Below are 14057 nucleotides of genomic sequence, written 5' to 3' on the forward strand. Positions count from 1 at the left end.
ATAAAGAGGTGACTCAACTGACATCTGCACTAATAATAACCCCGGATCGGCCGATAAGGTTGATACCGGGGTTTTGCGTTTCCGGGAGACAGGTAAAGGCGTGTTAAACGGGCGCCGGGAGAGGAGGTATTATGGCTGCTATTGAATCCCTGGGTTTAGGTTCAGGCGTGTTAACCAATGATCTGGTGGACAAAATTATCGGGGCCGAGCGTGAAGCATCGGAACTGCGTCTGGATCGTGAAGAAAAAATCGTCGACGCCAAAATTACCGCCTACGGTGAAATTCAGTCGCTGGCGGATAAACTGAAAGCCGCTGCCGGGGCGCTGGCCTCTCCCAGTGAATCCGGCTCTACCGTCGCAACCTCATCGGATGAAAGTATTTTAACCGCCACCGGTTCAGCGCTGGCTGACACCGGTAGTTATAATATCGAAGTGCTGAATACGGCAAAATCGCATTCGCTGGTCACCGGCGCCTATTCCAGTTACGACGAAATCATCGGCACCGGCGAAATCCGTATCAGCTTTGGTGATATCAGCTACGATGGCAGCGGTAATTTTGTCAGCCAGGATGTTAATCCGGATAAAGGTGGTGACCCGATTGTTATCGATTCATCGAATCAGACCCTCAGTGGCATCCGGGATGCCATTAATAACGCCAATATCGGCGCTAAAGCCAATATTATTAATGATGGCAGTGGTTATCGCCTGGTCATCAGCTCCTCCGATACCGGTGCCAGCAGTGCGATGCGTATCGAAACCTTTGACTCAGACGGCAACCTGGCCACTTCCGGTTTGTCGGCAATTGCCTACAACGAAAATCAGAATGGTGCCGGAGCGCTGGAAGAAACAGCCCGGGGTGAAGATGCTCAGCTGAGAGTGAACGGCCTGACCATTACCCGCGATTCAAACACGGTTGATGAAGTGGTACCCGGGGTATCTCTGAATCTGAAAAGTGCGGACGTTGGCAAGCAGGTGACGGTATCGGTGCAGCCGGATACCGAAGCGATTCAGGAAAATATTCAGGCATTTGTTGATGCTTATAACGAGTTTAAAAAGTTTACCGACGATCTGACCTCTTACGATTCTGAATCCGAACAAGCCGGTCTACTATTAGGTGATGCCACCATCCGGACTATTCAGCAGCAGGTGCGTTCGTTAATCAGCCAACCCATTTCCGGCCTGGTGGGCACTCAGTATCGTTCGCTGACGGAGCTGGGAGTTAACACAGACCGTAATAACGATTTCCTGCTGGATTTTGATACTTCGGTGTTTACCAAGGCACTGAGTGAAGAGCCGGAAACGATTGTCAGTATTCTGGCTAAAAGTGGTTCAACCAGTGACAGTCAGATCACTTATGTCAATGACTCGATCAATACTCAGTCGGGCTCTTATGGTGTGGAAATCACTCAGCTGGCGACCCAGGCGGTTTATCAGGGGGGCAGTGTCAGTGCGCTGGATTTTTCTTCTCCGGTTGTTATTGATGAAAACAATGATGGTTTTACCATTAATGTGGATGGCACCAATGAAGTGATCAGCCTGACCCATGGCAGCTACAGCAGTGGTGATGAGCTGGCGAAACAGATTGCGTTACAGATCAACAGTAACCCAACCTTTAAAAACAGTTTCTCCTCGGTATCGGTCGACTTTGATGCCAGTGCGAAGTCATTTTCTATTACGTCGAATAAATACGGTTCAGACTCACGAATTTCATTTACCAGCGTTGATTCCAACACGGCGAACACGCTGGGCTTTAATATCCTGGGTAAGGGAACCTTTGACGGGGTCGAGTTAACCACGATTAATGCCGATGCGTTTGTTGGTAAAGGTGCCTCCACACAGCCGGGTACATTAACTCTGGATGACACTCAGGGCATTGATTTTTCCACGGATAATGCCACTTTTTCTCTCGATATCGGTGGCGGGCCGATTGCCGTTACGGTGAATCAGAATGCCGCTGGCAACGATCTGAACAGTGATGGTGTTATTGGTGATCGTGGTGATACGTTACAGGCGATTCAGACGGCCATCGATGCCACGGCATTAAATGGCGCGGTGGAAGCCGGATTTGATGATAACGGCTATCTGATTTTTACCACGACCGCAGTCGGCGCGGCGCAAAGCATCGAAATTAGCGCGGCCGGCAGTAGTGTGAATGATATTGCTCTGGGGCTGGATGCAACACAGGGTGCTCAGAGTAATGGCAGTGATCCGGGAATTACCTTTGCCAGCCCGGTGGCATTTAATATGGATATTGATGGCGTATCGACTTCGGCAAAAGTCAGTGTTCCGGCTGGTACCTATCTCAGTGGAGCCGATATGGCCGCCGCCATTCAGACGGCTATCGCTAACCAGCTGAGCAGCGATGCCAATTTTTCAACGGTTGTCAGTGGCGCAGAAAGCAGCACCAGCAGCCGCGATATTTCCACCAATATTGATTTTACCAGCGCGAACGCCGGTTTTACCCTGAACGTTTCCGGGGTTGAAAAAGAAGTCGTTGTAAATACAGACTCAGGTGACAATGTTGCCGATGTCCAGGCGGCTCTGGATTCCGCTTTTGGCGCCGGGGTTGTGACTGCCAGTGCCGATGGTACCGGACTGAAGCTGACCAGCGTGGCAACCGGACATGAAGAGTATCTGGAAGTGTCATCGGATGGTCGTGGCGCAACCACTTCTGCGGGTGCTGTGATTGCCGGTGGCATCGATTTTTCTGGCGGAAATAATGCTACCTTTACACTGAATATTGCCGGTGTTGATATTAACGTCGATGTGGATGGTGATGGTACTGCGGGCAGTAATGATAAAAACTCAACACTGACCGTGGTGCAGCAGGCACTGGATTCAGCACTGGTTGCCAGTGGCCAGTTTAAAGCCGGTGATGTGGTGGCGAAGCTGGATGACTCGGATCAGATTTATTTTGAAACGGTAGCAAAAGACGGCACCAAAACAGCAGCAACCTTTGGCGCTTCAGCGGCCATTGAGGTTAAAAATCTGGCCGGCACTGCGGCCGCGAATCTGGGACTGGTGGCCGAAACTCAGAGTAATGGTTACGACGCTATGGGGTTTGATGACACCCGGCGTTACGGCTACGACCTAGACCCGACGGTGACCTACAACTATGACCCGGAAACGGATCTCGGGTCGTTTGATATTAATATTGGCGGGAATGCGACGGCGGTTTCGTTCAGTGATCTGGATGTTGAAGCCATTACCATCTTTGGCTTACGGGATGCTGCCAGTTATTCGCCCCAGGCTGCAACCGGTACCGATGTGGCCGGTAAAATTAATGGAGTAGAAGCAAAAGGCAAAGGACAATTCCTGACGGCACAGAACGGCAATCAGGCCGCCACCAATGGTTTTTATATTGCCAATCCGGCGGCCGATTTTTCCACACCGGTTATTCTGGATGCAACTAATAACACCTTTACCATTGAGGTGGACGGGGTTGAGGCTGAAATCACGCTGAATCAGCCGGCGGTGTATAACAGTGGGGCTACTCTGGCGGCTGCTTTGCAGGAAGCGATTAACACTAACGCCACCCTTAAGGATGCCGGTAAGCAGGTGCAGGTGGAATATAATGATGATCCCGCATCCTTTGCCTATCAGAAATTCGGCATTATTTCGGCCTCAAAAGGCGGTGATTCCAGCGTTACCATGAAGGAGGTTCCGGCGGCAGCATCAACGACATTCGGCTTTATTGCCGGCCAGGCCGATGGTGAAGCGGGCAAAGCCAAAGAAGGTGAAATTGACGATGCCAGTGGTATACGTTTAAAGGTAAGCGGTGGCGCGCTAGGGGATCGGGGAACAGTCAGTTATGTGACCGGCTTTGGTGATCAGCTGAACGATATTTTATCGGGTATTCTGGATTTTAAAAACGGCAGTATTACCAATAAGCAAAGTGCGTTAGATACCGAAAAAGAAGATTTATTGGCCGACCGTGAGCGATTGGATGCTCGCCTGGCTGCCCAGGAAGCCCGCTTAAAAAGCCAGTTTCTATTTAACGATGCCATTATTCAGAAGTTGAACTCCACCGGTGACTTTATCAAACAACAGTTTGAAGCGATGGCCGCCGCGCAGAAAGGCTAAACATCAGTCCGGATGGTTGAGCCAGTGGCGGAAACGCCGCTGTTCAGCCGGACTGGCCTGTTGCCAGAGTAATTTCATTTGTTTCAGCCTGACGCTTTCAGGCTGTTTTTTTTCCCGTTGCTGTGCTTGCTCCGCCGTGAAGGCCGTTGCGACTTTTTCTGAATTTTCGGACAGCCAGATAGTCGGTTGGCGGGCGAACGCTTCCGCTTGCCAGGCATTATTCAGTGGCGGAATCGTCAGCTGATAGTTTTTTCCTGGCAGAAAATGATGGTCGATCACCAGCCGTTCGGACTCAAATAACTGACCACCGTCATCATTATTATTCCAGTTTTGCAGGTATTTAACGGTTAAACGGTGCGTACCAACGGCAATCGGTTGCTGATAACTGCCGCTGACCAGGCTGGGAGAATTGACCGGCTGTTGATCCACCGCCATCAGCTCAAGTGCGGCGGGCAGGGTTAAACTGACACGGGTTTCAGCGTAGCAGGACCAGCTGATGGCTGATATAACCAGGCAAGAAATCAGGAAACGGATCATAGTGGTTTATTAACCAGCTCGTTAGTGGGCATCCGGATAACTTTTGGGTTATCCGGATGCCCGGATTATCAGAAGTCGAAACGGGCACCCAGCTGGATTGCTGAGATATTTTCTTCTGACGCTTTGGCTGTTCCGGCGCTAGCCACTTCCAAGCGATCATCATCCTGAGTGATGTATTCGTAGGACAACCAGGTGCGGAATTTTTTGCTGATAAAACGTACGTATTCGACTTTCACTGAGTCAGCGTCGCCCGCGTCGTCACATTGATTAATCGCGTAACGACTGTGCAGCATGTTAGCGCCGAAACGATATTGAGCGTACAACGCATGCGTAGCACGTTTCTCTGCGCTGCAACTGCTGACCGCTTTCACGCTGTCGGTCTTAACATCGCCAGATGAGTTGCCACTGTACAGGTCGTAATCTTTGCTGGCCTGATGGCTCAGCGCTGACAGGGTGAATGCATCATTAATTTTATACCAGATACGGGCACCGAGCAGGTCGCCTTTATTATTTCCCCGGTTATCTTTGGAGTATGCCGCCTGCAGTTTCAGCGCACCCAGCTGGTATTCGGCACCAGCCATATACTGATCAATGTCGTCGCCATCTCGTTCTTCTGCCTGCAGACCGGCTGCCAGTAACAGTCCGCCCTGCTGATAATAATACTGAATCAGATCGTCATCGCGGATAGCGCCCTGGCGTAAGGAATCGTTACCATCAGAAAAATAAGCGCCACGTACCAGCTTATGCCACAGGGTGGTTTGTGACCCGTAATAAACGGCACCGAAGTTACCTTTAACACCAACATTGGCAAGCCGTAACCGTGGTTCGTTTTTCTGTTTGATGTCTGCATCCATGCCGTATTCCAGTTGACCGGTGACCTGCAGTGTATCGCTCAGTTGTTGATTGGCTTTTATACCAACCCGACTTAAGAAATCACGGCCATTCAGGCCATCGTCATTACTGTTGGCACCGATATGATCGAGACCAATACGTAAGGAGCCATACACGTCGGTATTAACCGGGTTTTCTGCCTGTGCGGTGGCGCATAACGTTGTCAGAACGATGCCGCTAATCAGTGTTTTTTTCATACTATTTTGCCTGTTAATTATTGGTTAGCTTCGATGGCTGCCTGGATCAGGTCTGCACCGATTTCATTTTCAAAACGTTTCCACACAGGACGCATTGCATCGACCCACTGCTGCCGTTCGGCTTCGCTGATGTCGATGACCTGGCTTTTGCCGGAATCGATAATTTTCTGGCGATCATCAACGGATTTTTCCGCAGCGATCTGATTGCCGTAAATAATGGCTTCATCCAGGGCTTGTTGCAGCTTCAGACGAATATCCTGCGGCAGTCCGTACCAGAACTCGGCTGATGTCACGACCAGGTAGTCAAGCACACCGTGGTTGGTTGCGGTGATGTAGGGTTGTACTTCAAAGAATTTTTTAGAGTAAGTGTTTGACCAGGTGTTTTCCTGGCCATCAATGGCACGGGTCTGTAGCAGGGTAAATACTTCTGAAAACGGTTTTTTTAACGGAATAGCGTTTACCGCTTCGAACTGAGCCTGTAATACATCAGAGGCCATAATGCGGTATTTTTTGCCGGCAATATCCGCCGGGGTGCGTACCGGCTGGTAACCAGACATCTGTTTCATGCCGTTGTGCAGGTATCCCAGACCTACCAGCATTTTACGTTCCAGCGATTTCAGTAACTCTTTACCGGCTTTGCTGTTCTGAAACTTTTCCACCGCCTGTATATCTTTAAATAAAAACGGCAAGTCAAAAATCTGTAGCTTGCTGGTGTATTTCTGAAACTTGGACAACGACGGTGCGGCCATTTCCACATCACCCAGTTGCATCGCCTGCAAGACTTTCGCGTCGGTGAATAATTGTGAGTTCGGGTAAATTCTGACGGTCACTTTTCCAGCCAGGCGCTGTTCAACCAGTTGCTGAAAGCGGATGGCCATTTTCCCTTTCGGAGTGTTTTCGGCGACCACATGGGAAAATTTAATTTCAATCGGGGCGGCGTGTATCGGTGTCAGCCAGCTGGCGCTCAGCGTTGCGATGATTATCGCAGCTAACCTTCTCATGAGCGGATCCTTTGTTGTTTTTAGCGTTAGAGTTTTTATCCGGTTGAGCAAGCGATATGCCAACAGCCCGGTATCAGAGTTTAGTGGCCTTATCCGGCTTCTTCCTGCGAATACGTTATTTCCCTGCTGTGAATCACTTTGGCTGGGCTAAAATGCTATTTTCGCTGCTGGTTATCGGTCATCGTGTTGATATAACGCAAGCGCAACGGCAGTCTCCACAATTACTCTTCTCTGACTTTGGTCGGGTGGCCGGAGGGCGCGGTTCACGTTGCACTTATCTGTCAGTTAGCCGGACAGAAAACGGAAAATGGGTGGGATATGAAACATTGTTGTGGGGTGGTGGGGTGTTCTTTACCCCTGGTGGAAAAATAATGTCAGAAGACACAGCAGTAGCGATAACACAAAGCACGGAATTACCCCGCTTCTGGTTCTGGCTGGCGTTGCTCTGGGTGGTGGGATTGGTGATTGTCAGTCTGATGGCTTACCGGGTTGCTGAGCAGGATATTCTCAGTGAGATGGAAGGCGAAGCCCTGATGATGGCCGATCGTCTGGATAAATACCTCAGACCCTACCAGAACATTGCCGAATCGGTCGCTGAGCTGAATAGTGTCAGGCAGGCATTAAGCCGTAATGCGTTGCAGACGCCATCCCTCAGCCGCTTTCTGCAGCGTATGGCTGTGAACCTGAATGCTGAATTTATTTATGTTATCAATAATCAGGGCCGGGTTATTGCAACCAGCAACAGTGCCACCGCCGATACCCTGATGGCTAATGATCTGAGTTTCCGGCCCTATTTTCAGCAGGCCGCCGCAGGCCAGACAGCCCGTTATTTTGCTTACGGTATGAACACCGGACGGCCCGGGTATTTTTTTGCAGCTCCTGTAATGCAGCAGGGAGATGTCGTAGGCGTTGCGGTGGTTAAATTAGCGTTAACTCAGGCATTTAGGCAGTTAGAAGGTCACAAGGCCGGTTTTTTAATTGTTGGTTATGACGGCGTTATTATTGCGGCCAGCGATGCTGAATGGCGTCGTCGTACGCTATATCCGATGCCGGACCGCCAGCGCCACGTATTAATTCAGGCCCAGCGTTACGGTATTACCAGCCTGAGTGCAGTGGGAAATAACCAACCGGCTACGGCGTTTGAAGGTGCCTATATTTATCTGAATAAACGGGGCCTGACACAGCGTTATCTGGTGCGTCGTGCTGTGGTCAGAGAAGCCGGCTGGCATGTGATGGCGGTGTCACCGTTATCCAAACTGTATCAGCAGATTCTGTTGTTTTGTTTTTATTACACCCTCTTTATCGGGGTGTTGCTGCTGCTGTGGATGTATTGGCGCAAACGTGCCGAGGTCCAGAAACATGTTGAAGGGATGAATCAGGAACTGGAACGCCGGGTGACGGAACTCACCGCAGAACTGGTGCAATCCAATGATGAATTACAGGAGCTGGTAGATCATTACCGCCGCAGCCAGCGTGAGTTACAGGAAACCCAGGGGCAGCTGATTCAGGCAGCCAAACTGGCCGTGTTAGGGGAGATGTCGGCGGGTATTAATCACGAGCTTAATCAGCCGTTACTGGCGTTACAGACCTATGTTGAAAACAGCCAGCGGCTGATGACTAAAGGAAAAACTGAGCTGGTGGACAATAACCTGGCGCAGATGCATCAGATTCTCCAGACCATGCAGGGCATCGTGTCACGCCTGAAAGTATTTTCCCGGCGCACACCGCCGGAACCGCGTATGACGGACTGGCAGGAAATTATCAACGGGGTGATGCTGATTATGAACCCGTTGCTGAAAAAGTCGGCGATCCGTGTCGATATTGACCCGGGTCCTGCCGGTTTGCAGGTGTACGCCGAGCCGGTACAGATTCAGCAGGTACTGGTGAATCTGTTAACCAATGCCGCAGAAGCCATGCAGGGACAGTCGCAGGCGAATATCCGGATCCGGGTGACCACTGAAGCAGGGTTGGCGCATATCCGGGTGCGGGATTCTGGCCCTGGGATTGCTGCTGATTTACGGGAAAAGATATTTGAGCCTTTTTATACCACCAAAAGCAGTGGCTTAGGTATTGGCCTGGCGTTATCCCGGCGTATTGTCGAAACGCTTGGCGGGTCTCTGCTGCTGGAAGAGGCGCCGGAAGAAGAAAGTGAGCCGGATAGCGCGGCAAAAACGGTCTTTGTATTAACCCTGCCCACGGCAGAACAGCGGAGAGAAAACGGATGACACAGGTTCTTATTGTTGATGACGAAGATGTTGTCCGCCACTCGCTGAGCCAGACGCTGGAGATTGAAGAAATCACCGCACTGACCGCCTGTCATGGGCGCGAGGCTTTGCAGACTATTCAGCCGGACTGGCCGGGTGTGGTCGTGACCGATATTAATATGCCGGAGATGGATGGCATTGAATTATTAACCGCGATCAAACACATCGACAGCGATTTGCCGGTCATTATGCTCACCGGTCATGGTGATATTTCGCTGGCCGTTGAGTCGATGCGATTGGGAGCTTACGACTTCCTGGAAAAACCATTTTCTACCGAACAGTTGCTGGAAACCATCCGGCGTGCCCGGGAGAAACGATTATTAACACTGGAAAATCGCCAGCTGCGGCGTGAAGTTCAGGCACAGAGTCACCCGGGGCCACGGATTATCGGTAATCACGCGGATATGAAACAGCTGCGTGATACGCTGGATCATATTAAAGATACGCCGGCGGACATTCTGATTCAGGGGGATACCGGTTGTGGTAAAGAGCTGGTGGCCCGCTATTTACATGCTCACAGTAACCGCAGTGATAAAGCGTTTGTGGCGATTAATTGTGGCGCCATTCCTGAGTCTCTGATCGAAAGTGAATTATTCGGCCATGAAGCAGGCGCTTTTACCGGTGCCGGAAAAAAACGGGTCGGTAAGTTTGAACATGCGGATGGCGGCATTCTGTTTCTCGACGAGATAGAAAGTATGCCAATGGCGTTGCAGATAAAAATGTTGCGCGTACTGGAGGAACGTAAAGTTGAACCTTTAGGGGGGAATCAGCAAATCCCGCTGAATATCCGCATCATTGCCGCGACCAAAAAAGACCTGAAGCAACTCAGTGATAACGGCGAGTTTCGCCTTGATCTGTATTATCGCCTGAATGTGGTGCAGGTTCACATTCCGGCATTGCGTAACCGGCGTGAGGATATTCCGCTGCTGTTTGAACATTTCGTCTGGCTGGCTGCTAATCGTTATGGTTCAGAAGTACCTCCATTGACTGCCTCTCAGCGTCAGCAGTTGCTCAGCCATGACTGGCCCGGCAATGTCCGCGAACTGAGGAATCTGGCGGAATGTACCGTGCTGCTTGGCAGTGAGCGGGCATTTGCCGGGTTACATCAGGATGCCTCCGGTGGTAACGCCATTACTCTGGCAGAGCAGGTCAGCCGCTATGAAGAAATGTTGATTCGTGAAGTATTAACCCGGCACCAGGGGCGGCTGAAAGAAGCTCAGCAGGAGATGGGACTGGGGCGTAAGACGTTATACGAAAAGATGAAAAAATACGGTATTGATAAACAGGTATTTAAAAACCCCGGTGTTGCGGAGTAATCGCGGCTGGTTATCCATTATCGTTTGCTGCCGGTGCGGTCAGTACCGTCGGTACGCTGGGTATTCTGTTGCTAAAGCCAGGGCAGTCCCTGGCTTTTTTATTTATACACGTCTGGTTGTCAGGCTCAGGCGTGGTATTTTTCGGCGGTTGCGACTTCGTCAGCAGAGCCCATCACGACCGATACCCGCTGATGAATACCTTCCGGCTGAACCGACATAATATTTTCAAATGCGGTTGAAGCTTTACCACCGGCCTGTTCAACCAGCATGCTCATCGGGTTGCCTTCGTACATTAACCGCAGCTTGCCTGGTTTGCTTGGATCGCGGTTGTCGTAAGGGTACATAAAGATGCCGCCACGGGTCAGGATGCGGTGAATCTCGGCCACCATGGAAGCAATCCAGCGCATGTTGTAGCGCTTGCCTAATGGTCCTTCTTCGCCCTGTAATAAGTCGCCGACGTAGTTCTGCATTTGTGGCAGCCAGAAACGCTGGTTCGACATATTGATGGCGAATTCCTGAGTCTGAGCCGGGATCTGAATATTTTCACGTTGCAGGAAAAATTCACCGTCACGTGGGTCCAGAGTAAAGGAAAACACTCCTTTGCCCACGGTTAATACCAGCAGAGTCGATGGGCCGTACAGCACATAACCGGCGGCCACCTGCTCGGTACCGGCCTGCAGGTAAGCTTGTTGGCTGGCGGCATCGCTGCCAGGTGCGGCTTTCAGGATAGAGAAGATGGTGCCAACGGTGACGTTTACGTCGATGTTGGAAGAACCGTCGAGTGGGTCGAACAGTACCAGGTAATCACCGTTGGCATTACAGGCCACTGGTTCGTCTTCTTCCTCACTGGCGATGCCTTTAACGGCATCGATGTTCGCCAGCGTGTCTTTGATCAGGTCGTTGGAAATAACATCCAGTTTTTTCTGGCATTCGCCCTGAACGTTTTCCTGTTCGGCGCTGCCGAGAATACCGGCCAGAGATCCCAGATGCAGCTGATGAGTGATGTCCTTACAGGCCACCATCAAGCCGTCGATGATATCGGTAACGGCTTCATTGTCGCAGTGGTGGTCCAGAAAAGTCCTCAGGCGTTGCATAGGGGATTATCCTCACGATCTTTAGCAGAATACAAAATTGCGCGCATCATACCGGAAATCGCTCAGGAATTCGCCGCCATTTGCGTCAAACCCTGTGTCGGGCACACGAAAGTCATCTTTCAGCGCTTGGGCGCAGACAAAGATGTCAGTACACTAGCGCCTGATTCAGCATTACCACATACGTACCAGTACAGGGTTATCAGTACCATGCGCCTTCATATTCTCGGCATCTGCGGCACCTTTATGGGTTCTCTGGCACAACTGGCAAAAGCTCAGGGGCACGAAGTTTCCGGATCGGATGCCGGTGTTTATCCGCCGATGAGTGATCAGTTGCAGGCGGCTGGCATCGAACTTACCGAAGGCTTTGATCCGCAGGGCATTCCTGCCGATGTTGATCTGGTGATCATTGGTAATGCCATGGCACGTGGCAATGCGTCGGTGGAGTATGTGCTGGAACGGGGAATTGCGTATATGTCCGGGCCACAATGGCTGGGACAATACGTGTTGCGTGGCAAATGGGTGGCGGCGGTATCCGGTACCCATGGCAAAACCACTACCGCCAGCATGTTAGCCTGGATTCTTGAATACGCGCACCGGACCCAGAAGCTGGGCGATGGTGCACCTGGCTTTCTGATTGGTGGCGTGCCACAGAATTTTGACGTGTCTGCACGACTCCCTCATAACTCGCCGTTTTTTGTTATTGAAGCCGACGAATACGACACCGCCTTTTTTGATAAACGTTCCAAATTTGTCCATTACCAGCCGCGTACGCTGATTCTGAATAATCTGGAATTTGATCACGCCGATATTTTCCCGGATCTGGCGGCCATTGAACGCCAGTTCCATCATCTGATCCGTACCGTGCCAGCCAATGGTTTGTTGGTGTTGCCGGCCGGTGAAGAGGCGCTGGAGCGGGTACTGGAACAGGGTTGCTGGACACCGGTACAGCGTTTTGCCCGCGCTGCTGACGGCTTGACAGAAGCGCCATCGGCAGCGCCTGAGTGTGACTGGCAGTGGCGGCTGGATGCTGCGGATGCATCGCGTTTCAGCCTGCTGGCAGATGGCATCGAGGCGACGGTAAGCTGGCAACTGAGCGGCCTGCATAATGTTTCCAATGCCATTGCTGCGATGATTGCTGCCCGTCATATGGGTGTCACCCCGGATATCGCCGCCGCCGCTCTGGGTGAGTTTGTATCGGTGAAACGACGGATGGAAAAGGTCGGTGACGTTGCGGGTATCCAGTTGTTTGATGACTTTGCTCACCACCCGACGGCAATTGCCACGACGCTGGCAGGTGCCCGGGCGCGGTTGCTGGCTGAGGGTGGGCAAGGGCGCATTCTGGCGGTACTGGAGCCACGCTCCAATACCATGAAGCTGGGAGTGCATAAACATGAGCTGGCGCAGTCGGTTGCGGCAGCGGATATGGCATTCTGGTTCCAGCCTGGCAATATCGACTGGTCACTGGCTGAGGTGGTGGCTCAGTGTGAGGTTGGCGCCAGCAGTTATGATCAGCTTGACGCCTTACGTGCCGCCGTTATTGCAGAGGCACAACCCGGTGATCGTATTGTGGTGATGTCGAACGGCAGTTTTGCGGGGTTACCCCGTTTATTGCTGCAGGACCTTGAGCAGGAGTTTGCCGATGTCTGAACGCATTTGTGTGGCCATTACCGGCGCATCCGGTTCGTTGTACGCCCTGCGTCTGATCGAGGTGCTGGTTAAGGGCGGCAAGGCTGTCGATGTGATTGTTTCGAAAGCGGCACAGCTGGTGTTTGCCACCGAAATTAATCTGGCATTGCCGGCCAAACCCCAGGCTCAGGCTCAGTTTCTGGCGCAACATTTTAATGTCGACGGCGAGTTAATCCGTGCCTTTGGCCGCGAAGACTGGCTGGCGCCCTGGGCGTCAGGTTCCGGTCAGCCGGGTCCGGTGGTGATTTGTCCGTGCAGTACCGGCACGTTATCAGCGGTTGCCTGTGGTGCCAGTAATAATCTGATTGAGCGCGCCGCAGATGTAGCGCTGAAGGAGCGGCGTAAGCTGATTCTGGTTCCGCGCGAGACGCCGTATTCGGAAATTCATCTGCAGAATATGTTAACCCTGACACGGCTGGGCGCAGTGATTTTACCGGCGTCGCCGGGCTTTTATCACCAGCCACAAAATATCGAAGCATTAATCGACTTCGTGGTGGCAAGAATTTTAAATCAACTGAATATTTCCCAGCAGCTGATGCCTGCCTGGGGGAAAGACCATGAGGAACAACATGACTGAACAACACAATGTCGACGTACAGCAACCCGATCTGGTGAAATGGGTTGGACTGGGATTTATGATCGGCCTGGTGGTGGCAGTGATTACGCTGGAAATGTACGGCTACATCAAACATCCGAGTGAAACCGATAAAGCCACCATTGATGAGTTCCGGTTGTTGTCGCTGCAAACCGACGCCGACGTTAAGGTGTCTGAAAAATCGTCCGGTAAAGAAGCGTTCTGCGCCAACGATTATCTGCTGGTACGGCCCACCAACGGTAATGCAGTGGCCGGTATTCTGGTGGATAAAAAAAACCGGCCAATTCAGTGCCGTTACGGTTTTGCTAAAACCGAGGCAGAAGAAAATTATCTGAAAAAACAAGCGGAACCCAGTGCCGCAAAATAATTGCGGCCAATAATAACAACGACAAAA

10 protein-coding genes are annotated in these 14057 nt (G+C 51.5%); 6 read left to right on the forward strand and 4 right to left on the reverse strand.

The genetic code is table 11. The annotated features are described in order from the left end of the window. Positions 1 to 131 precede the first annotated feature (131 nt). A complete protein-coding gene (gene fliD / locus ACFOMG_RS01950) occupies positions 132 to 4082 on the forward strand; it encodes a flagellar filament capping protein FliD (RefSeq protein WP_376864419.1) in 3951 nt (1316 codons plus the stop codon). Between the two features lie 3 nt (positions 4083 to 4085). Here the strand turns inward: fliD and ACFOMG_RS01955 are convergent, their stop codons facing one another. From ACFOMG_RS01955 to ACFOMG_RS01965, 3 genes are all read right to left on the reverse strand, one after another. Beyond that, the gene (locus tag ACFOMG_RS01955; RefSeq protein ID WP_376864420.1) at positions 4086 to 4619 is read right to left on the reverse strand and encodes a DUF2057 family protein; all 534 of its coding nucleotides are present in this window, start codon (positions 4617 to 4619) and stop codon (positions 4086 to 4088) included. A 68-nt stretch (positions 4620 to 4687) separates the two neighbouring features. Next, on the reverse strand, positions 4688 to 5707 hold the full coding sequence (locus tag ACFOMG_RS01960; RefSeq protein ID WP_376864421.1) for a porin: 1020 nt from the start codon (positions 5705 to 5707) through the stop codon (positions 4688 to 4690). A 17-nt stretch (positions 5708 to 5724) separates the two neighbouring features. Continuing rightward, positions 5725 to 6708 carry a TRAP transporter substrate-binding protein gene (locus tag ACFOMG_RS01965; protein ID WP_376864422.1) on the reverse strand — a complete coding sequence of 328 codons (984 nt, stop codon included), beginning with the start codon at positions 6706 to 6708 and terminating at the stop codon, positions 5725 to 5727. A 371-nt stretch (positions 6709 to 7079) separates the two neighbouring features. Between ACFOMG_RS01965 and ACFOMG_RS01970 the strand changes: the two genes are divergently transcribed. After that, positions 7080 to 8933: a sensor histidine kinase gene (locus ACFOMG_RS01970; RefSeq protein WP_376864423.1), complete on the forward strand. Its 1854-nt coding sequence runs from the start codon at positions 7080 to 7082 to the stop codon at positions 8931 to 8933. After that, on the forward strand, positions 8930 to 10288 hold the full coding sequence (locus tag ACFOMG_RS01975; protein WP_376864424.1) for a sigma-54-dependent transcriptional regulator: 1359 nt from the start codon (positions 8930 to 8932) through the stop codon (positions 10286 to 10288). Before ACFOMG_RS01970 ends, ACFOMG_RS01975 begins: the two co-directional genes overlap by 4 nt. Before the next feature lie 125 nt (positions 10289 to 10413). On the opposite strand, the gene ACFOMG_RS01980 is transcribed toward ACFOMG_RS01975, so the two are convergent. Continuing rightward, positions 10414 to 11382 carry a class 1 fructose-bisphosphatase gene (locus tag ACFOMG_RS01980; RefSeq protein ID WP_376864425.1) on the reverse strand — a complete coding sequence of 323 codons (969 nt, stop codon included), beginning with the start codon at positions 11380 to 11382 and terminating at the stop codon, positions 10414 to 10416. Positions 11383 to 11589: 207 nt separating this feature from the next. On the opposite strand from ACFOMG_RS01980, the gene mpl reads away from it, so the two are divergent. Genes mpl through ACFOMG_RS01995 form a run of 3 tightly spaced genes read left to right on the forward strand, consistent with a single transcriptional unit; the run spans position 11590 to position 14030 of the window. After that, positions 11590 to 13029: a UDP-N-acetylmuramate:L-alanyl-gamma-D-glutamyl-meso-diaminopimelate ligase gene (mpl, locus tag ACFOMG_RS01985; protein WP_376864426.1), complete on the forward strand. Its 1440-nt coding sequence runs from the start codon at positions 11590 to 11592 to the stop codon at positions 13027 to 13029. Then, positions 13022 to 13645: a flavin prenyltransferase UbiX gene (locus tag ACFOMG_RS01990; RefSeq protein WP_376864427.1), complete on the forward strand. Its 624-nt coding sequence runs from the start codon at positions 13022 to 13024 to the stop codon at positions 13643 to 13645. Before mpl ends, ACFOMG_RS01990 begins: the two co-directional genes overlap by 8 nt. Continuing rightward, positions 13638 to 14030: a hypothetical protein gene (locus ACFOMG_RS01995; RefSeq protein ID WP_376864428.1), complete on the forward strand. Its 393-nt coding sequence runs from the start codon at positions 13638 to 13640 to the stop codon at positions 14028 to 14030. Before ACFOMG_RS01990 ends, ACFOMG_RS01995 begins: the two co-directional genes overlap by 8 nt. The last annotated feature ends 27 nt before the right edge of the window (positions 14031 to 14057 follow it).

It is taken from the genome of Bacterioplanoides pacificum, assembly GCF_042648445.1.
Classification (GTDB): Bacteria; Pseudomonadota; Gammaproteobacteria; order Pseudomonadales; family Oceanobacteraceae; genus Bacterioplanoides; species Bacterioplanoides pacificum.